Raw genomic sequence first — 19,864 nt, forward strand, 5'->3', positions numbered from 1 at the left:
ATAGCTGATGCAACAAATAAAAATTACTGCTGTTTGTTTCCTCTTATTCATAACCTGCTTTTTAAATGTTGCTGCGCAGCAAAAATTATTTCGCCTGCTTGATTCAGCTAATACTGGCGTTAATTTCAGCAATCATTTAACTGAATCGGAAGATCTGAATGTGCTGGCTTTTGAATATTTTTTCAACGGTGGCGGAGTGGCCGTTGGCGATATAAATAATGATGGCTTATTGGATATTTTTTTCACGGCCAACATGCAGCCCAACAAACTTTACCTGAACCTGGGCAACATGCAATTTAAAGATGTTACGCAGGAGGCTAATCCCATGTTAAGTGGCAGGCCCGGTGGATGGAAAACGGGTGTAACAATGGCTGATGTAAACGGTGATGGGCTGCTTGATATTTATGTATGTTATTCAGGGATAGTGAATGATGATACAAGAAGAAACCAGTTATTTATAAACAAAGGCAATTTGAAATTTGAAGAAGAAGCGAAACAGTATGGTCTTGATGATAAAAGTTACAGCACGCAGGCTGCCTTTTTTGATTATGATAATGATGGTGATTTAGACATGTTCCTGCTTAACCATAGCAATAAAAAAATTGGAAACGAAGAGCTGGCAAAATATCGCAATGACATTGACAGTCTTGCCGGCAGCAAGTTGTATGAGAATGACGGGCATGGACATTTTAAAGATGTATCTGCCAAAGCAGGCCTTCATCAAAGCCCGTTAACTTTTGGATTGGGCATTGCTATTGCCGATATTAATAAAGACGGCTGGCAGGATGTGTATGTAACCAACGATTATAATGAGCCCGATTATTTATATATCAATAACCGCGATGGCACATTTAAAGATGAAACGCAAAACTGTTTCCGGCATCTTGCACAATTTTCAATGGGCGTGGATGTTGCAGATTATAACAATGACGGCTTGCCGGATATTATAAACCTCGATATGCTGCCGGAAGATAATAAGCGGCAGAAGCAATTGCAGTTGCAGGAAAACTATGAATCGTTCCAGCTAATGATAAACCAGGGCATTTACAAACAATACATGCACAATGCCCTGCAATTAAGCAATGGTGATGGCACTTTCAGCGAGATTGCGCAGTTTGCGGGTGTTTCAAATACTGACTGGAGCTGGACGCCTTTGCTTGCCGATTTTGATAACGATGGTTATAAAGACCTCTTCGTTACAAATGGTTATTTAAGGGATTATACCAACAAAGATTTTCTGAAATACTGGGGCGATTATAAAGTGAAAAAAGCCGTGGAGCGCCAGCCGGTTTTATTAATGGATCTTGTAAAAGCCATGCCTGCAACCAAACTGCCGAATTATATTTTCAGCAATAACCGCGATCTTACTTTCACTAATAAAATAACAGATTGGGGAATGAATGAACCTTCCATATCAAGCGGCGCCGTATATGCTGACCTTGATAATGATGGCGATCTTGATCTGGTTATAAATAACGTTAATCAACCTGCATTTGTATATCAAAACATGAGCAGGGAAAACGATAACTCGTCCTATATTTCAATACAATTAAAAGGCGTTGGCCAAAACAGTTTGGCTATTGGTTCAAAAGTATATGTGTATGCAAACGGCAATGAACAATACCAGGAAGTAAATCCTGCACGCGGATATTTATCGTGCTTGCCGGCTGTTTTAAATTTTGGACTGGGCACCGCTTCTGTTATCGATTCTATCCGCATTATTTTTCCTGATCAGAAAACAATGCTTTTGCAAAAGCAGAATATAAACCAGCATCTTGTTATTGATGAAAAAGAAGCAACGGAAAAGTACAATCAGCCTTCAGCCAAATCATCAAAAACAATTTTTACGAAGGCTGAAAACCTACTGAAATATTCAAGAACAGAGTTTGATGAAAATGATTTTAAGCGCCAGCCATTAATGTTATTTATGCTTTCCAAAACAGGACCCGTAATGTCCAAATCAGATATTAATAAAGACGGGCTGGATGATGTTTTTATAAGCGGCGATGGTAATAATCCAGGTAAAATTTGTACGCAGCAAAAAGATGGTTCATTCAAACCTGTTGCCGGTTTAAATATTGGTGATGAAAACACTTCAGCCATTGCAGCCGCTGCGTTTTTTGATGCCAATGGCGATGGTTATCCTGATTTATATATCGCCAAAGGTGGTTATTCATTATTCGAATCAAACACGCCTGCCTTGCAGGATGAATTGTATATAAATGATGGTAAAAACAATTTTGCCATATTGCAAAATGCTTTGCCTGATATGAGCGCCAGCAGTAAGAGCTGTGTTAAGCCTTGCGATTATGATAGCGATGGCGATATTGATCTCTTTATTGGTGGAAGGGTTATTCCCGGCCAATATCCTGCAACGCCCGAAAGTTTTTTATTGCAGAATAATGGCAAAGGCTATTTCACCAAAATAAAAGCAAGCTTTGAAAAAGCCGGCATGGTTACAGATGCACAGTGGATTGATTTGAACAATGACGGAAGAAAAGATTTGGTTGTATGCGGAGAATTTATGCCGCTTAAAGCCTACATCAATTCTGCTAATGGTTTTACAGATGCAACGGCAATTTATTTCCCTGAAAACAATAATGGTTTCTGGAACACGCTTACTGTGGCTGATATAAATGGTGATGGCAAGGAAGATGTTATTGCAGGAAATCTTGGTTTGAATTTGCAGATACATGCGTCATCTGATGAGCCGGCAAAAATGTATTATGCCGACTTTGACGGCGACGGTAAACTTGACCCCATTTTCAATTTTTATATCCAGGGTAAAAGCTATCCTTATGTGAGCCGCGATGAACTCAACAATCAAATTATTGGCATGCGTAAAAGGTTTACAACCTACAGGGATTATGCCAGTGCAACTATTACGGACATTTTCTCGCCTGATGAAATAGCGAAATCAGATTCCCTCACAGTGAATGAATTGCATACCTGTGCATTTATAAATACAAATGGAAAGTTTATTAAAACAGTATTGCCTTCACAGGCGCAGTTTACTTATATATCAAAAATTATTGTTGATGATTTTGATAAAGATGGTAAAACAGATTTATTGTTATTCGGCAATCATACAGATAACAGGTTAAAGCTTGGCGCTATGGATGCCTCTTATGGTACTTTATTAAAAGGGGATGGAAAAGGCGGCTTCATTTATATACCGCAAACATTATCAGGCATGAGCATAAAAGGCGATGTGAAATCTGCTTTGCAAGTGAATGTTCATCAATCTTCATACATATTTGCAGGCGCTGCAGGCAGCGCATTACAGGTGTATAAAGTAAACGATAAATAAAAAGCCCCACTTTTTATTTATCGTCTTTGTCATCCTATAGAAAAGAAGAAGGCCAATCGTTACGATTGGCCTTCTTCTTATGATAAGCATAAACTATTTCTTTTCAAAATCTGAAGCGCTTGGCAAAATTTCACCGACAGCAGCGCCTACTTTGCTATGCTTCTTACTATAGCCAAAATATATTACCAATCCTATAATCATCCATACTAAAGCGCTTGCTAAAGTTTCATTGGGCAGGCCAATAATCATAGCTGTACATACTACCATCCCAAGAATAGGTACCAGCGGTACCAGGGGTGTTTTAAAAGGACGTTTTATCGTTGGCTCTGTTTTGCGCATAATCATTATGCCCAGGCAAACCAGCACAAAGGCGAATAAAGTTCCGATGGAAGTAAGGTCGCCTGCTACATTAACAGGAACAAAAGCGGCAAACAATCCCACAAAAACAAACAGTACAATATTGCTTTTATACGGTGTGCGGAATTTGGGATGAAGGTCGCTGAATATTTTTGGCAACAACCCATCGGTTGACATGGTATAAAATACCCTTGACTGCCCCATCAGCATTACCAGTATTACTGAAGAAAAGCCTAATAAAATAGCAAAAGATACAAGCTTTGCCAGCCAGCCATAATTGGTCATGTATGTTTGAATAGCATAAGCAACAGAAGCTTCTTTACCAGACTTTACAAAATCGGTATAAGGTGCCACACCGGTTAGAACATAAGAGAAAAGTATATAAAGAATGGTGCAGATAAGCAATGAGCCGAGAATGCCAACAGGCATATCTTTCTTTGGATTTTTTGCTTCCTGCGCCGTTGTTGAAACAGCATCAAAACCAATAAAAGCAAAAAATACAATGCCTGCACCGGTTAATACACCGCCCCACCCATGCCTGAAGAAGTTCGAATACGAGTATTCAGATCCATCCGGCAGTATGGCTGGTTTTGCATCTTCGGGAATGAAGAAAGGCGTATGGTTGGCACTGTTTATAAAGCCCCATCCAATCGCTATGAAAACAAGCACAATAGCTACTTTAATAATAACGATAATCATGTTTACGCGGGCAGATTCCTGCGTGCCTTTTATTAATAAAACAGACAGCAGCAGTAAAATAAACAATGCCGGTATATTCATGATGCCATGATGCATTACCCCATTTGCATCCTGTAAAGATTCAAACGGCGAGTGGCACCATTCATACGGTATCGTTTTGCCCACAAGTATATTCAAATACTCACTCCATGAAATAGATACTGTGGCTGCGCCAAGAGCATATTCAAGTATCAGCGCCCATCCAATTATCCAGGCTATTAATTCGCCCATAGTGGCATAGGCATAAGTATATGCGCTGCCTGCAATAGGGATCATGGAAGCAAATTCAGCATAACATAATCCTGCAAAGGCGCATCCAATTGCAGCAACAATAAAAGAAATGGTTACGGCAGGGCCTGCATGCTGGCCTGCTGCGGCAGCCGTTCTCACAAAAAGGCCCGCGCCTATTATTGCGCCAATACCAAGAGCAATAAGGTTACCCGCATTCAATGTGCGTTTCAATCCTTTTTCTCCATCCTCTGCCTGTGCCAGCAAAGAGGCCAGCGTTTTTTTTCTGAATAAGCTCATAGATTTAGTTATTAATAGCCGGAAAAATAAGGATTTATTTTTTTGCAGATAAAATGTTTTAAGCTGCCCGTGGAAACAAGCCTTTGATTGACTTTATTAATATTATATTGCAAACGAAATTATCTGATGAGGAAACGCAATAATCTTACACTCTATATTTTAGTGGCGATGGCTTTGGGCGTGGTGGTTGGCTATCTTGTATTTCTGTATTGTTTGCCGGAAACAAGAAACGGGTTTGCTATAAAAATAAAGCTTCTTTCCACTATTTTTTTACGGCTTGTGCAAATGATAATTGCACCGCTTGTTTTCTCAACACTTGTGGTAGGCATAGCCAAGCTCGGAAATATCAAAACAGTAGGCCGCGTTGGCGGCAAGGCTTTGCTGTGGTTTATTTCAGCTTCGCTGGCCAGTTTATTATTAGGCATGCTGCTGGTAAACGTTTTTAAACCAGGTGCCTCTATTGATTTAAGCAATGCTGATACTGCCGGTGCAAAAGACCTTATTGGTAAAACGCAGCAATTCAGCCTGCAAAATTTTGTAGAGCATGTTTTTCCTGTGAGTGTAATTGAATCAATGGCCGAAAACCAGATACTGCAGATTGTAGTGTTTTCGGTAATGTTTGGTATTGCCACGGCGGCTTTGGGCGATAAAGGCAAAATTGTAATAAAAGGTCTTAATGCGGTTTCCCATGTTATTTTAAAAATGGTGGATTATGTTATGATGACGGCGCCGCTTGGCGTATTTGGCGCTATTGCAGGCGTAATGGCTGTGCAGGGCCCCAAAATATTTTTATTCTATGCGAACTACTTTTTATACTTTATTATAGGCATTGCATTGTTGTGGCTTTTGCTGCTGACTGTTGGGTTTATTATTCTCAATAAAAGATTGCCCAGCCTTTTAAAGCATATTGTTCAGCCATTAATTATAGCTTTCAGCACAACGAGCAGCGAAGCTGTTTTTCCCAAGCTTACCGAAGAACTGGAAGATTTTGGCTGTGATGAAAAAATAGTTTCTTTCGTTTTGCCGCTCGGCTATTCGTTTAATCTTGATGGCAGCATGATGTATATGACTTTTGCAAGCCTTGCTATTGCACAGGCTTATGGCATTCACATGGACTATGGCACCCAGCTTACCATGTTGCTGGTTTTAATGCTTACCAGCAAAGGCATTGCAGGTGTGCCGAGGGCATCGCTGGTGGTGGTAACTGCCACATGCGCTATGTTTAAAATTCCACCGGAAGGCGTTGCTTTAATATTGCCTATTGATCATTTTTGCGACATGTTTCGCACGGCAACCAATGTGCTGGGCAACGGATTGGCAACAAGCGCGGTAAGCAAATGGGAAAAGGCATTGGATTGATTACTTATTAAACAAACAAAATGATTCACTTATTGGAGTTTCAATGGCACGATCTTATTAATCCTGAGTTTTACATACAAATTGGCGGGTTATGGTTATTGTTGTTCATCATATTTGCTGAAACTGGTTTATTTGCAGGTTTCTTTTTGCCTGGCGACAGCCTGTTATTTGTAGCCGGCATTTACAGCCGCGACCTTGCCTCTTCTGTTATTCCTTCCACAAACGAAGTGGTTGATCTTTTCTTTTTGTGGATAATAATTTCATTGGCCGGTATTATCGGGAATTTTGTTGGCTACTGGTTTGGGCGAAAAAGTGGGCCTTTCTTATATCAAAGAAAAGATACGCTGTTGTTCAAGAAAAAATACCTGGTGCGTGCCACGGAGTTTTATAATCAATATGGCGGATGGGCTATTGTGGCTGCACGTTTTGTGCCTATCATAAGAACGTTTGCGCCGATTGTTGCCGGTGTGGTGCAAATGGACAAAAAGAAATTTACATACTTTAATATTGTAGGTTGCGTGGCATGGGTGGGCGCTATGCTTTTTGCCGGCCATTTTCTTTACAAATGGGTTATGAGTAAATTCGGGATTGACCTTAAAGAGCATCTTGAAATGATCGTAATTATTATTGTGGCAGTATCCACGCTTCCGATCATTTATAAATTCTTTTTTGCCAAAGACAAAAAAGACTCAAAAAAGGTTGTGTGAAACGCCCATGTAAAATTTTGATATACAGGTGAATGTTTATCTGCGCGTTCTATAAGACAATTGAAAAAATAAATATGCACGCATGAAAAATAAGCAGCAACAATCTGTATTCAGCTTTGCTGTATTGGTTGCAGCGCTGGGCTATTTTGTTGATATCTACGATTTGCTTTTATTCAGCATCATCCGTGTACCCTCATTAAGATCCTTAGGCCTGAATGATGACCAGATTGCAAAAGATGGTTTGTTCATCATTAATATTCAAATGCTGGGCCTGCTCATTGGCGGCATTTTATGGGGTATTTTAGGCGATAAAAAGGGCAGGCTGAAAGTTCTGTTCACTTCCATCATCCTGTATTCGCTTGGCAATATTGCCAATGGTTTTGTGCAAACGGTAAATCAATATGCCCTGGTGCGGTTTATTTCAGGCATTGGCCTGGCTGGCGAGCTTGGTGCAGGCATTACGCTGGTAACAGAATTATTACCCAAAGAAAAACGCGGCATCGCCACTTCATTTGTGGCAGGCATTGGTTTAACGGGTGCGGTAGTTGCCTTTTTTATAAAAGAAATGTTTCCCTGGCGAACCTGTTATTTTATTGGCGGCGGCTTAGGTTTCCTGCTTTTGCTGCTGCGGGTAAGCGTGCTTGAATCGGGCATGTTCAAGAGCATTGAAAGCAAAAATATTTCCAAAGGAAATTTCCTGATGCTCTTCACCAATAAAACACGCTTAAGGAAATATATAACCGCTATTTTTATTGGGTTGCCTACCTGGTATGTCATTGGCATTCTTGTTACTTTTTCAAAAGAATTTGGCGCACACATGAATATAAAAGGTGCTATCGATCCGGGTAAAAGCGTAATGTTTGCTTATGCGGCTATATCAGTGGGCGATATTCTTGTGGGCTTTGTAAGCAAATGGCTGATGAGCAGGAAGAAAGCTTTATATGTTTTTTATGCTATAACCGCCATTGGCATTGTATGGTTCTTTAACCTGCATAATGCCACGCCTTTTCATTTATACCTGGTGTGTGCGCTGCTTGGTTTTGGAACGGGTTTCTGGGCCATATTTGTTACGATGGCTGCAGAACAGTTCGGCACAAATATCCGCGCTACTGTTGCTACTACCGTTCCGAATATGATCCGCGGCTCATTAAACCTCGTTTCTATTTTATTTGTATGGCTGCAGGGCTCAACCGGTAATTATTTAACGGCCGGCTGGATTACCGGCATAGTGGTATTTATTATCGGCATATTATCCGTGGTTTTTACCGATGAAACTTATCATAAAGATCTTGATTATATTGAAGGAGATGTTGCCTGATAATGCCTTAAGCCCCTTGTGGTTAATTGTATTCTTCTGTATTGAATTGACTTGCATGAAGAGAATAATTTCAGCAGGAATTTGTCTTCCATACTGAACATAATTTTCGTGGCACATTTTTTACGCGGATATGGTATGCAAAGCAGAGTAAAAATATTGGGCCACCCGCTGCATCCTATGCTGGTTTCATTTCCCATTACCTTTAATACGGTAACGATGATTTGTTGCATTGTGTATGCATATAATCAAAATCCATTCTGGTACCAGGTGGGGTTTTTTGCTAATTGCGCTGCTATAATCATGGGTGCGATTGCAATGCTGCCGGGCTTAATTGATTGGTTATCTGTACCTGAATTTACTGATGCCAAATCAACAGGATTGAAGCACATGATTGCCAATATTGTTTGGCTGGGCTTTTTCATTATTAACGGTGTAGTAATGTATTCCAATCTCAATGCGGCAAACCCACCTGTACAATCGAATTGTTTGTTAACTATCGTTGGCTTTCTAATAATGTTATATGCCGGGTTTAAAGGATGGGCCATGGTACAGCGTCATCATATTGGGGTTGATATTACCGCTCATGAGGAAATACCTGAACAGGAGGAAATTCAAAAAAATGCCAGCGAAATTTTTTCTGATACAAAGGATCCCATTTAATAAAGAGATACAATAAAGAATTTTGCAAGCCGCTTCATTTACTTTTCTTTACTTTATCTTTTTTAATAATAAATGTTTCCGCCCGGCGGAATATAGTTATGAAGTATTACATCATTGCGGGTGAGGCAAGCGGTGATTTGCATGGCAGTAATCTTATAAAAGAAATAAAGAAACTTGATGAAGCACCAAATATCCGCTGCTGGGGCGGCGACCTGATGCAGGCTGCCGGTGCAACGTTGGTAAAGCATTACCGCGATCTTGCATTTATGGGATTTGCCGAAGTGGTAATGAACCTGAAAACCATTTTGAATAACCTTAAATTCTGCAAAGAAGATATACTCGAATTCAAACCTGATGTATTAGTGCTGATTGACTATCCCGGCTTTAATTTACGCATTGCCGAATGGGCGCATCAGCTTAAAGCTCAAGGCTCAAGGCTCAAAGCTAAAATCGTATTCTATATTTCTCCCCAGGTTTGGGCCTGGAAAGAAAGCCGTGTGCCCAAAATGAAAGAAACGATAGATGAAATGATCGTTATCCTTCCATTTGAAAAAGAATATTATAAAAGCAAATGGAACTGGGATGTAGATTATGTAGGCCATCCATTGGTGCAGGTGGTTGATGAGTTTAAACAATCGGTAACCGGCCGGCAGCCTTCCGCTAATAATATCATTGCCATGCTGCCCGGCAGCAGGAAACAGGAAATTGCAAAGAAGCTTCCCATTATGTTGGAAGTAAGCAGGCATTTTCCGCAATACCAGTTTATTCTCGCCAAAGCGCCCGGTTTGGAAGATGCGTTTTATGAAAGCTTTGTACGCAATTACACAAATGTTTCTTCCGTTCGCAATAAAACATATCAACTGCTTACAGAAGCAAAAGCTGCATTGGTTACAAGCGGCACGGCAACATTGGAAACCGCTTTGTTTGGCGTGCCCGAAGTGGTTTGCTATAAGGGGAGTAACATAAGTTACCAGATTGCAAAGCGGCTTATTAAAATCAAATACATAGCGCTCGTTAATTTAATTATGGATAAACCTGTGGTGAAGGAATTAATTCAAAATGAGCTTACCGTTAAAAGCCTGAAACAGGAATTATCAAAACTGCTTTTTGATGAAGCCAAAAAAGAGCAGCTAAAGGATGATTATGAAAACCTAAAAAACATTTTATCTGCAGACGGTAATGCCTCGGCCAATGCAGCAAAAATTGTTGTAGATGCAGCAAAAAGTAAGAACTAATTATTCAGTTTCCTTAACTGTTGCAATAAAGCTTTCAGGTCTTTTGGCAGCGGCGCTTCAAATGAATATTCTTCTTCATTCAACACAAACTTTAGTGAAGCACTGTGTAATGCAAGCCTTGATAAAATGGGCCTTTCCTCAATTTCATGCTTACTTAAATTATATTTCTTTTTGAGGGAAGACAGTAAAACAGGGCTGCCATCTCCGTATAAATCATCGCAAACAATGCTATGCCCGATAAATTGGGAATGAATGCGTATCTGATGCATTCTGCCGGTAAGGATTTTGAATTTTACCCAGCTAAAACGCCTGAAATCTTCCAGCATTTCATATTCGGTAAATGATGGTTTTCCTTTACTGCTTAAAATCATTTTTCCGTTGCCTGACGGATGCTGCATGATAGGTTCTTCAATTTTTCCGCTTTGGGGAGATATACTTCCGTGCACCAGGCCATAATATATTTTTTCTGTGGCGCGGCTTTCAAAGAGCTGCGAAATTTCTGCATGGGCGGCTTTATCTTTTGCAAAGACTATTACACCGCTTGTGTTTTTATCCAAGCGGTGCACGGTAAAAATTTCACCGTATTTGTCCGCCAGTATTTGTTTAAGAGAAACTTCTTTTCCCTCCCTGTCCGGAATGCTAAGCAGGCCTGCCGGCTTATTGATGGCAATTAATTTATCGTCTTCAAAAATTGTTTCAAACTTCATTATCTAATCCAGTATTAATTTTTCTTTGGCGACGGTTTCTTTTTTACAAAGCTTTGGTTCATATATTTCAACAGGCGAACTTCTTTTTCATGCAGGAAACGCCATTTGCCACGTTCCAGGTTTTTTTTCGTGAGATTGGCAAACAATACCCTGTCGAGCGCTTTAACTTCATAACCCAGGTGCTCAAACAAGCGGCGCACAATGCGGTTTCTGCCACTGTGAATTTCGAGGCCCACCAGTGATTTATCTTTCGGATCGGCATAGCCGGCGGCATCAGCAGCTATAAAACCATCTTCCAGCTCAACGCCTTTAAGAAGGGCTTCCATATCCTTTTTCAGCAAAGGTTTATCAAGCTTTGCTTCGTATATTTTTTTTATTTCGAAAGATGGGTGTGTTAATTTCTGTGTGAGGTCGCCATCATTGGTAAGCAACAGAACGCCGGTTGTATTGCGGTCTAACCTGCCTACCGGGTAGATTCTTTCGCCTGTGGCCTGTTGCACCAGTTCAAAAACCGTTTTGCGGCCATGTGTATCTTTTGCCGTAGTAATATAATCTTTCGGCTTATTCAGTAAAATGTAAACCAGGTTTTTTTGTACATGCAACTGTTTGTTATTGAATACAATTTTATCAGTTGATGTTACTTTAAAGCCCGGTTCGTAAATTATGGTGTTGTTTACTTTTACTTTACCTTCTTTTACCAGCGTTGCCGCTTCTCTCCTGCCGCATATACCTGCATGGGCAATAAATTTATTAAGCGGTATTTCTCCCGGATTCGGTCCATTGGCCTTATCTGTTTTTGTGTTTGGATTTAACGGTTTATGTCCTGGCTTTACTTGCCTGGAGGTTTCGGATTTGGAAGGCTGCAATTCATAATTAGCTTTCTTTTCTTCATATCGTTTTTTCTTTTCTTCCTTCCACCTGCGCTTATCCTGTTTTATCCCCTCTTTTTTGCGTGAGTTCTTTTCTTTATTAATAAATTTTTCAAATGAATGCTGCTTCATGTATCTGCTTTGAAGGGCAAATGTCATTCAATTAAATAAAAAATGCTTTAAAACTTAAGTTCAAAGCATTTTAGATTGTTTAGCTGATGTTTTTTCTACCTGCGGTATTGCAGAGCCCATTCAAAGAAGTTTTTCTTATTTACGCGCCAGCTTGTATCATAAGCCTGGTTCCAGGCACTATGGCCAACGCCTTTCAAACTAGTCAATATTGCCGGTATAGCAGGATTTGCATTGTTTATAGTATTGGTATAGCTAACAGCATTTCCATAAAAAGAATCAGCAGTACCGCAAATATTCCAGCAGGCAATATTGTATTTGGCAACGTTGGTTATTTTATCCGGATGATCTGCTGCTGCGGAACTTACCGGCCCGATAGCTGCAAACTGCTCGCAAAGGCTCACATCATCCGTCATACAGCTCCATAAACCCCAGCCACCTGCGCTGAAACCAGTTAAATAAACACGGGAAGCATCTATCCTGTAAGTCTTTTTTAACGAAGCAAGCATGGTTTTTATTTGCGGTGCACTCCAGCCCCAGCTTACCGGGCACTGCGGTGTAAATACAATAAATGAATAGTCTTTTCCATCCGCAGGATTTTTAGAAACGGCATCCCATCCTTTTGAAATGCGGTATGCAATGGTACCGCTATGTAGCAGAGCCGTAATATCTGTGCCTTGCTCACCCACCCCATCAAGTGCAATAATTAAAGGATATTTCTTCTTGATACTTTTTATGCCATCGTAACCTGCAGGCAACCATAATAATGCCTGTGAAGTGGGATATGTATAGTCGCCGGTTGCTATTGTTATTTGCTGCTGGCGGCCAACAATGGGGCCTGTTGGCGTTTTCTTTCTAATCTTTTTAATAGAAAGATCAGATTCACTGGAAGACGAGACTGTGTCGAACTGCGCATTTTCCTTTTTACAGGAAAGAGAAGCTATTAATAACATTACAAACAATACAATAGAGCTTAATTTTCTCATTGAAAAAATTTACAAAAATTAGGAATAAAAGATATTGGAAAGTAAGTAGTTAAAGCGCCCAAGCGGGCAAAATTTATGCCATAGAAGGTTTAATAAGAATAAATGTGAGATTAACTTTTAATGGCTCAGATGTTAGGCTGCAAGAAATTCTTAAGAGAAAAAATAAAAAAAGCGCCACGGTTTCCGTAACGCTTTCTTTTTTTAAAGCTCCTCAGACTGGACTTGAACCAGTGACCCTCTGATTAACAGTCAGATGCTCTAACCAGCTGAGCTACTGAGGAATGTTTTAGGGGCTGCAAAAATAATCGTTTTTATATTCCTACCAACTCCTTTTTTAAAATTAGCGTTAAAAGAAATATTCTGTCTTATATGGATAGCGTTGGCGATATAATGCCCGCACATTTTCCAGTACAATATTCCGCAGTTTATCAATATTTCTTTTTTCAACGGCTGAAATAAAAACCGTTTTATCTTCTGTAGCTTTTTGCCATCTTTCTTCAAGCTGGTGTAAGATTTCCTGTTTTGTGCCAGCGTCCAGCCATTCGTCGAAGTTCAGTTGCTCGTAAGCATCAATTTTGTTGAAAATAGTTATAACGGGTTTATCAGCCGCGCCCAGTTCCTGCAGGGTTTTATTTACTGTAGCCATCTGCTCTTCATGTTTCGGATGTGAAATATCCACCACGTGCAGCAACAAATCGGCTTCCCGCACTTCATCCAGCGTACTTTTAAAGCTCTCAATTAAATGATGCGGCAGCTTTCTTATAAAACCAACTGTATCGCTTAAAAGAAAAGGTGTGTTTTCAAACACAACTTTACGGGTAGTGGTATCAAGCGTGGCAAACAATTTATTTTCAGCAAATACATCGCTTTTGCTCAGCAAATTCATAATGGTGCTTTTGCCAACGTTGGTATAACCCACAAGGGAAACCCGTATAAATTCACCACGATCTTTTCGTTGCGTAAAAGCCTGCTTGTCTATTTCCTGCAATCTTTTGCGCAGCAACGAAATTTTATCTCTTACTATACGGCGGTCTGTTTCAATTTCCGTTTCACCAGGGCCCCTTGTGCCGATACCACCGCCAAGTCTTTCAAGGTGCTTCCACATACCGCGCAAACGCGGCAAAATATATTGGTATTGCGCAAGTTCCACCTGCGCCTTGGCACGTGAGGTTTTAGCACGTCTTGCAAAAATGTCGAGAATAAGATCGCTGCGGTCTATGGCCTTAACGCCGGTTGCTTTTTCTATATTGGTAATCTGCGAGCCGCTTAATTCATCATCAAAAATGATGATATCTGCCGGGTGCGTTTTAATATAAGCTGCCACTTCTTCCAGCTTCCCCTTTCCTATAAATGTCCGGCTATCGGGCTGCGGTAATTTCTGCGTAAAGGTTTTAATGGCAATGGCACCGGCTGTTTCGGCAAGAAAAGCAAGCTCATCAAGATTTTCCTGCACCTCGCGTTCTTCCTGGTTTTTTTGCACTATACCCACGAGCACTGCCCGCTCTTCGGCTTTTACCTGTTGCTTAATATCAATCAAATGCTGTAGCTAATTTTTTAAAAGTTAAACCAATTCATCCAACCCGCAAATTACAGGCCGCTTAAAGTAAGCCCGATTGAAACGGGATGAATAACCGGGCCGGCGCCGGTTTTTAAAAAACTGGTAACCTGGTAAGAACCATCAAGGGAAATATGGCCAAAACCAATACGGCCGGTTAGCGCAAAGCGCGTACTGTTTATAAAATGCTTGTCAGATTCTTTCTGGATATAATTTTTTGCATAGATGGAATTACCGTTGGCATCCACATAATTCTTTCCTTTTGTGTGGGCAGTAACTAATAAACCGCCTTTTATGCCCAGCGCCATTTTAAAACCTTTATCGGGCTGAACCGGGTTGCCGGCAAACCGCAATTCAAGCGGCACTTCAATAAAACCAGTTGATAATTTGAATTTATCAAAATGATTGGTGCTGGTAACATTGGTAAAAGGCAAAGTGGCCGTTGCAGATTTAAGGTTTACATAAGTATTGGAGAAAAAGATATTGCTTGTTCCTATTCCCAAACCAATGCCTACGCTAAAATGCGGGCTGTTGCGAAAAGGTTTATCCAGCATTACATAAATATTAAAATGCCTTGAAAAACCAGATGTATTAATGCTGTCCGGCACATTTGGCCACATATCGTAACCATACTGAACCATAAAATGATCATTTGCCCTTGTGCTCAAATCCAGCTTGGACCACTCCCTGTTTTTCGGCGCCGGTTCCGGCATAACGCGGGATAAAGCCGAAGTATCAGTATTAACCTGCGCCTGCGCGCTAACAAAAGCAGCTATCGAAAACAATAGCAGGAAAAACTTTTTCATCTGGTTCATAATAATTTGAGTTTGCTGGTTGCAGAAATCCTGGTTATAATCAGTTATTTCCCGCTTTATGCTTTGTTAATTTTTAAAGTGCGGACAAAAATAAATGAATTCAATCCACACACCCGGTTAAAATAACGCAAAATAAATCTACTTCATCAAGCAATGCAGATGTTTACACTTAAAATAAAGGAGTTCGGGATAGGTGAGCCGTCAACTCGACGACAGGAGAGGTCTCATAATTTTTTTAATGGCTGCTATCCGGGAGATTTCTCCTGTCGTCGAAATGACGTGTAACCCGTGGCTTATTCCGAACCCATTTTATTTAAGCTTATATATTTTAAATATAAAGTTGTTCAATGTTATCCTGAAGGTGAGCCGTCAACTCGACGACAGGAGAGGCCTCATAATTTTTTAATGGCTGCTATCCGGGAGATTCCTCCTATCGTCGAAATGACGTGCACCTCGTTCCTTCTCCCCACCTCACGTTAAAAAATAATTTTTAAACGCAAATTCTTCACTCAATCTAAACCTTAACACACCGGCATGGCTTAAAAATTGATTTACTCAACCACATGAAACATTTATTATTTGCAAACCTTGCCCTGCTGCTGATAACCGGCCAGGCGAATGCGCACATGTATACACCGCAAAAAATGAACAGTGGAATAATTGCCGCCGCCGTTCATGAAAACGATACGGCCACCCTCAGCGGCAAATGGGAATTATCGCCTGTATTAAGCTCCGACACCGCCGCCGGCAAAATTCCATTCATTGTTTTCAATGTTAAAACCGGCAGGTTCACCGGCAATACCGGCTGCAACAATATAAGCGGCGCTTTTTTGCTTTCGCAGGATGCCCTTCAGTTTAATGAAAAACTTATCTCTACCAAAAAAGCCTGCCCCGGCTATAATGAAGAAGCATTTATGGAAAACCTGCTTAAAACAAACCGCTATCAAATTCAGGACGGCGTGCTTCAGCTCATGTATAACACAACGGTCTTGTCCAAATGGGTGCGGCACGTAGATAAAAACCCCACCAAACAAATTTAGTTTGCATGGGCGCAGGTTTTTATCTTTAAACCTTAAAACACTACAATGCAATACAGAAAATTCGGGCGCACCGGCTGGCAGGTAAGCGAAATTGGATACGGCATGTGGGGCATGGCTGGCTGGACGGGCTCTGAGAGCGAAGAAGTAAACCGTGCCCTTGACAAATCGGTTGAAATGGGCTGTAATTTTTTCGATACCGCCTGGGCCTACGGCGATGGTTTAAGCGAACAAATACTCAACGCTGTTTTAAAAAGGCATGCAGATAAAAGATTGTACGTTGCCACCAAGATTCCGCCCAAAAACCGCAAGTGGCCTTCCAAGCGGGAATTCCTTTTAAAAGATGTTTTTCCTTCGGATTATATTATTGAATACACCGAAAAGAGTCTTAAGAACCTCGGCGTGGAAACAATAGACCTGCAGCAGTTTCATGTGTGGGAAGATGGCTGGGCCGATGAAGATGAATGGCAGGACACGATTATTAAATTAACCCAACAGGGTAAAGTACGGGCCTGGGGCATAAGCATTAACCGCTGGGAACCCGATAACAGCCTGAAAACCCTGCACACCGGTTTGATAGATGCGGTGCAGGTGATCTATAACATTTTCGACCAGGCGCCCGAAGACAATCTCTTTCCGCTTTGCCGCAAAATGGGCATTGGCGTTATTGCCCGAGTGCCCTTTGATGAGGGAACCCTCACCGGCACGCTCACCAAAGACACCGTTTTCCCTGAAAACGATTGGCGTTCCACCTATTTTGTACCTGAAAACCTTAATTCAAGCGTTGACCATGCGGAAGCGTTGCAGCCTTTAATTCCCGAAGGCATGACCATGCCCGAAATGGCGCTGCGGTTTATTTTAAGTAACCCCGATGTTTCCACTACCATCCCCGGCATGCGTAAATTAAAGAATGTTATGGCCAATATGCAGGCCAGCGATGGCAAGGGTTTAACCAAAAACCTGTTGGATGAATTGAAAAATCACCGCTGGGACAGGCAGCCTACCCAATGGTCGCAATAAATACTGCAAAAACGTTTTTAACGTGCGTTCGGGATAAGGAATGAAGTGCACGTCATTTCGACGACAGGAGAAATCTCCCGGATAGCAACCATTAAAAAAATCATGAGACCTCTCCTGTTGCCAGGGTGACGGGCTCACCTTCATAATAAAATTGTACAACGTTATATTCAATAATAAATCAAACCTCTTATTCCGAAAGGAAAAGCAATGGCGGCTGTCGTTGCTTTTTTTATGCCCTGTTATACAAGTTTCTTTCAATAGCAGGGGTGGGTTTATATGGAAGCAGCGAGAAAAGGGCGTAAAAAGCGGGGAAATAACCGGTCTTTTAGCGAAAGTTTGAAAAATACGGCGAAAAGAATGTGTTTTACAGCGATTTTTCCCGGGAAAACAGCGAAAAGGATGGATAAAACAGCGAAAAAGCTCAAAAAACAGCGAAAAAAATGAATTTTCCAGCGGGAATTTTCGCAAAAACAGCGAAAAGAACCGGTTTTTTGGGGAAAGGAATCGATTTTCTGGGGAATTTTTCCTGTTTTCCAGGGAAAAAATTGAGTTTTCTGGGGAGTTTTTTCAAAATTCCGGGGAAAAGAAAGAGTTTTCTGGGGAGGATGAACGGACTTCTGGGGAAGATTTCCTGGTTTCTGGGGGTGAAAATCCCTGCAACCGGGGAGTTAAGCCGGCTTGCAGTGCAGGCATTTTCTTCAATCCCAAATTTGAATGGTTCTCTTCTCTACATCCTATTAATGCGGCAACTTATCCCTCAGCTTTCCATACACCCAGGTGCCGGCCACCGCACTGGCAATTACCACGGCAATCACCGTAAAACCTGCGCCCAGTTGTGCAAACAACGGCCCCGGGCAGGCGCCCGTCATTGCCCAGCCTAAGCCAAAAATTAAACCGCCGAAAATTTGTCCTTTATTAAATTTTTTGGGCCGGAAATGTATGGTTTCGCCATAAATAGTCTTTATGTTGAGCTTTTTTATTAGCCACACGGCAATTATTCCCGTTATCACGGCCGTGCCTATTACGCCATACATGTGAAAACTTTGCAGCCTGAACATTTCCTGTATCCTGAACCAGGAAACCACTTCAGATTTCACCAGCACAATGCCAAATAAAATGCCCGCAATAAGGTATTTGAAATTAAACCACCAGGGATGCTGCAGCTCGCTCTCATTTATGCAGGTAGTATCTTCAGAACGCACCTCATAATCGGTAATGAGATCAGCCGGTGTGGTTTTTATAACCGTGTTTTTATTTTTTTCAACCGTGTTCATAATCATTTTTATAAAGAAAGAATATAAGGCAGGATGAGGTTAGCCATTATAAAACCACCCGCCATAAAACTGATAGTGGCAACCAGCGATGGCCACTGCAAATTGCTTAAACCCATGATGGAATGGCCGCTGGTGCAGCCACCTGCATACCGCGTGCCGAAGCCCACAAAGAAACCACCCACAATAAGCAGCATAAAACCCCTTACAGAAAAGAGCGCCGGCCAGCTAAAAAGTTCGGCGGGCAACAGGCTGGATGTATCGTGTATATTATAATTATTCAGTTCGGCCATTAGCGCCGGGCTTACCTGCACAGAGTTGGTATCGGTGAGAAAATGTGCCGCAATAAAGCCGCCGCCTACGATGCCCGCCGCAAAAAACAGGTTCCATATTTCTTTCTTCCATTTGTATTGAAAGAATGGAATTTTTGCAGGAAAGCATGCTGCGCATATATGCCGCAGGTTAGCCGATATGCCAAAAGATTTGTTGCCTGCAATTAATAAAACGGGCACCATCAATCCAATTATCACGCCCGATACATACCAGGGCCAGGGCTGTTTTAATGCCTCTATCATTGCTTGCTTTTTGCAGCAAAATTATCTGAAGTATTTAAATTTTTACATTCGGTTAAAATTGATGCCTTTTATTAACTGATCAGGAAGCTAATGCTTTCGGGGCGGGTTTACAGGCCTTAAGCATTTTTTCGAGCGGGCAAAACTTTGTAAATGATGACTGCAGCAGGTTAAGCCCTACAAAAGCAGTTAGCAACAGCCATTTGATGCTTACCAGAGCAGCCAGTGTAATGCTTGTTAACACAATAATGCCTGCAACAGCGCGTACTATACGTTCACACATAAAATTTATTTTTTAAAGTTGATAACTTGATTGTTCAACCGGCAACACAAAAGCACGTACCGGGAAGTGTTTAGCCTGTTTTTGATTGTATTCTTTTAACATGTTCACAGTTATTGTTGCTTTTTCTTCAGTGGTAAAACTGAAAAGCACAACAGATTCAAAACTGCCTTCACCGGTACCAAACCAGTCGTTCATGAATGGTTCGCCGTCATTATTTTTAAAACCGGTGGTTTCGCTTACACTAAATACACTTATCTCTGCTTTTCGCAGAATGTCAGCAACGCTTTGCTGGTATTCTTTAATGCTTGTTATAATTAATAGTTTCATATTTTTTTGTTTATCGGCTTTTGTAATGCTATCAGGCTTTTGTTGTGTCACTCCCTTGTACTGCAACAATGCTATTCATCT

18 protein-coding genes and 1 tRNA gene are annotated in these 19,864 nt (G+C 41.1%); 8 read left to right on the top strand and 11 right to left on the bottom strand.

The window, feature by feature from the left end:
* The first annotated feature begins 7 nt into the window (after positions 1–7).
* Positions 8–3,310, top strand: a complete 3,303-nt coding sequence (locus ACTHN6_RS21725) for a VCBS repeat-containing protein (protein ID WP_440437887.1) — start codon at positions 8–10, stop codon at positions 3,308–3,310.
* Between the two features lie 93 nt (positions 3,311–3,403).
* On the opposite strand, the gene ACTHN6_RS21730 is transcribed toward ACTHN6_RS21725, so the two are convergent.
* On the bottom strand, positions 3,404–4,933 hold the full coding sequence (locus ACTHN6_RS21730) for an amino acid permease (protein ID WP_440437888.1): 1,530 nt from the start codon (positions 4,931–4,933) through the stop codon (positions 3,404–3,406).
* Between the two features lie 126 nt (positions 4,934–5,059).
* On the opposite strand from ACTHN6_RS21730, the gene ACTHN6_RS21735 reads away from it, so the two are divergent.
* The 5 genes from ACTHN6_RS21735 (at position 5,060) to lpxB (ending at position 10,212) form a co-directional block, all read left to right on the top strand.
* Entirely contained in the window at positions 5,060–6,292 is a 1,233-nt protein-coding gene (locus ACTHN6_RS21735) for a dicarboxylate/amino acid:cation symporter (protein WP_440437889.1), read from the top strand.
* Positions 6,293–6,312: 20 nt separating this feature from the next.
* Entirely contained in the window at positions 6,313–6,999 is a 687-nt protein-coding gene (locus ACTHN6_RS21740) for a DedA family protein (protein WP_440437890.1), read from the top strand.
* Between the two features lie 82 nt (positions 7,000–7,081).
* Complete coding sequence (locus ACTHN6_RS21745) at positions 7,082–8,317, top strand: MFS transporter (protein WP_440437891.1); 1,236 nt, start codon at positions 7,082–7,084, stop codon at positions 8,315–8,317.
* A 108-nt stretch (positions 8,318–8,425) separates the two neighbouring features.
* Positions 8,426–8,977, top strand: a complete 552-nt coding sequence (locus tag ACTHN6_RS21750; protein WP_440437892.1) for a DUF2231 domain-containing protein — start codon at positions 8,426–8,428, stop codon at positions 8,975–8,977.
* Between the two features lie 98 nt (positions 8,978–9,075).
* Positions 9,076–10,212 carry a lipid-A-disaccharide synthase gene (gene lpxB, locus ACTHN6_RS21755; protein WP_440437893.1) on the top strand — a complete coding sequence of 379 codons (1,137 nt, stop codon included), beginning with the start codon at positions 9,076–9,078 and terminating at the stop codon, positions 10,210–10,212.
* On the opposite strand, the gene ACTHN6_RS21760 is transcribed toward lpxB, so the two are convergent.
* From ACTHN6_RS21760 to ACTHN6_RS21785, 6 genes are all read right to left on the bottom strand, one after another.
* Positions 10,209–10,919, bottom strand: coding sequence for an RluA family pseudouridine synthase (locus ACTHN6_RS21760; RefSeq protein ID WP_440437894.1), 711 nt, complete (start codon positions 10,917–10,919; stop codon positions 10,209–10,211). The two genes, lpxB and ACTHN6_RS21760, sit on opposite strands and share 4 nt — an antisense overlap.
* Positions 10,920–10,933: 14 nt before the next feature.
* Entirely contained in the window at positions 10,934–11,920 is a 987-nt protein-coding gene (locus ACTHN6_RS21765) for a pseudouridine synthase (RefSeq protein WP_440437895.1), read from the bottom strand.
* 95 nt (positions 11,921–12,015) lie between these two features.
* Entirely contained in the window at positions 12,016–12,903 is an 888-nt protein-coding gene (locus tag ACTHN6_RS21770; RefSeq protein ID WP_440437896.1) for a hypothetical protein, read from the bottom strand.
* A gap of 207 nt (positions 12,904–13,110) precedes the next feature.
* A tRNA-Asn gene (locus ACTHN6_RS21775) sits at positions 13,111–13,184 on the bottom strand.
* Positions 13,185–13,249: 65 nt separating this feature from the next.
* Entirely contained in the window at positions 13,250–14,440 is a 1,191-nt protein-coding gene (gene hflX, locus ACTHN6_RS21780; RefSeq protein WP_440437897.1) for a GTPase HflX, read from the bottom strand.
* A gap of 50 nt (positions 14,441–14,490) precedes the next feature.
* Entirely contained in the window at positions 14,491–15,264 is a 774-nt protein-coding gene (locus tag ACTHN6_RS21785; protein ID WP_440437898.1) for an outer membrane beta-barrel protein, read from the bottom strand.
* Between the two features lie 572 nt (positions 15,265–15,836).
* Here ACTHN6_RS21785 and ACTHN6_RS21790 point away from each other — a divergent pair.
* Positions 15,837–16,313 carry an META domain-containing protein gene (locus ACTHN6_RS21790; RefSeq protein ID WP_440437899.1) on the top strand — a complete coding sequence of 159 codons (477 nt, stop codon included), beginning with the start codon at positions 15,837–15,839 and terminating at the stop codon, positions 16,311–16,313.
* A gap of 45 nt (positions 16,314–16,358) precedes the next feature.
* Complete coding sequence (locus ACTHN6_RS21795) at positions 16,359–17,330, top strand: aldo/keto reductase (RefSeq protein ID WP_440437900.1); 972 nt, start codon at positions 16,359–16,361, stop codon at positions 17,328–17,330.
* A gap of 737 nt (positions 17,331–18,067) precedes the next feature.
* On the opposite strand, the gene ACTHN6_RS21800 is transcribed toward ACTHN6_RS21795, so the two are convergent.
* The 4 genes from ACTHN6_RS21800 to ACTHN6_RS21815 form a co-directional block, all read right to left on the bottom strand.
* Positions 18,068–18,604 carry a YeeE/YedE family protein gene (locus tag ACTHN6_RS21800; RefSeq protein WP_440437901.1) on the bottom strand — a complete coding sequence of 179 codons (537 nt, stop codon included), beginning with the start codon at positions 18,602–18,604 and terminating at the stop codon, positions 18,068–18,070.
* Positions 18,605–18,612: 8 nt separating this feature from the next.
* Positions 18,613–19,176 carry a YeeE/YedE family protein gene (locus ACTHN6_RS21805; RefSeq protein WP_440437902.1) on the bottom strand — a complete coding sequence of 188 codons (564 nt, stop codon included), beginning with the start codon at positions 19,174–19,176 and terminating at the stop codon, positions 18,613–18,615.
* A 79-nt stretch (positions 19,177–19,255) separates the two neighbouring features.
* Entirely contained in the window at positions 19,256–19,456 is a 201-nt protein-coding gene (locus ACTHN6_RS21810) for a YgaP family membrane protein (RefSeq protein WP_440437903.1), read from the bottom strand.
* A gap of 12 nt (positions 19,457–19,468) precedes the next feature.
* Positions 19,469–19,783, bottom strand: a complete 315-nt coding sequence (locus ACTHN6_RS21815) for a hypothetical protein (RefSeq protein ID WP_440437904.1) — start codon at positions 19,781–19,783, stop codon at positions 19,469–19,471.
* Between the last annotated feature and the right edge of the window lie 81 nt (positions 19,784–19,864).

Origin of the sequence: Parafilimonas sp. (genome assembly GCF_051953455.1) — a bacterium.
Lineage (GTDB): Bacteria > Bacteroidota > Bacteroidia > Chitinophagales > Chitinophagaceae > Parafilimonas.

Excerpts from the sequence above, each read along its gene's own strand:
- ACTHN6_RS21725 (WP_440437887.1), top strand. The coding sequence starts at position 8 with ATGCAACAAATAAAAATTACTGCTGTTTGTTTCCTCTTATTCATAACC.
- ACTHN6_RS21730 (WP_440437888.1), bottom strand. The coding sequence starts at position 4,933 with ATGAGCTTATTCAGAAAAAAAACGCTGGCCTCTTTGCTGGCACAGGCA.
- ACTHN6_RS21735 (WP_440437889.1), top strand. The coding sequence starts at position 5,060 with ATGAGGAAACGCAATAATCTTACACTCTATATTTTAGTGGCGATGGCT.
- ACTHN6_RS21740 (WP_440437890.1), top strand. The coding sequence starts at position 6,313 with ATGATTCACTTATTGGAGTTTCAATGGCACGATCTTATTAATCCTGAG.
- ACTHN6_RS21745 (WP_440437891.1), top strand. The coding sequence starts at position 7,082 with ATGAAAAATAAGCAGCAACAATCTGTATTCAGCTTTGCTGTATTGGTT.
- lpxB (WP_440437893.1), top strand. The coding sequence starts at position 9,076 with ATGAAGTATTACATCATTGCGGGTGAGGCAAGCGGTGATTTGCATGGC.
- ACTHN6_RS21760 (WP_440437894.1), bottom strand. The coding sequence starts at position 10,919 with ATGAAGTTTGAAACAATTTTTGAAGACGATAAATTAATTGCCATCAAT.
- ACTHN6_RS21765 (WP_440437895.1), bottom strand. The coding sequence starts at position 11,920 with ATGAAGCAGCATTCATTTGAAAAATTTATTAATAAAGAAAAGAACTCA.
- ACTHN6_RS21770 (WP_440437896.1), bottom strand. The coding sequence starts at position 12,903 with ATGAGAAAATTAAGCTCTATTGTATTGTTTGTAATGTTATTAATAGCT.
- ACTHN6_RS21785 (WP_440437898.1), bottom strand. The coding sequence starts at position 15,264 with ATGAAAAAGTTTTTCCTGCTATTGTTTTCGATAGCTGCTTTTGTTAGC.
- ACTHN6_RS21790 (WP_440437899.1), top strand. The coding sequence starts at position 15,837 with ATGAAACATTTATTATTTGCAAACCTTGCCCTGCTGCTGATAACCGGC.
- ACTHN6_RS21795 (WP_440437900.1), top strand. The coding sequence starts at position 16,359 with ATGCAATACAGAAAATTCGGGCGCACCGGCTGGCAGGTAAGCGAAATT.
- ACTHN6_RS21800 (WP_440437901.1), bottom strand. The coding sequence starts at position 18,604 with ATGAACACGGTTGAAAAAAATAAAAACACGGTTATAAAAACCACACCG.
- ACTHN6_RS21805 (WP_440437902.1), bottom strand. The coding sequence starts at position 19,176 with ATGATAGAGGCATTAAAACAGCCCTGGCCCTGGTATGTATCGGGCGTG.
- ACTHN6_RS21810 (WP_440437903.1), bottom strand. The coding sequence starts at position 19,456 with ATGTGTGAACGTATAGTACGCGCTGTTGCAGGCATTATTGTGTTAACA.
- ACTHN6_RS21815 (WP_440437904.1), bottom strand. The coding sequence starts at position 19,783 with ATGAAACTATTAATTATAACAAGCATTAAAGAATACCAGCAAAGCGTT.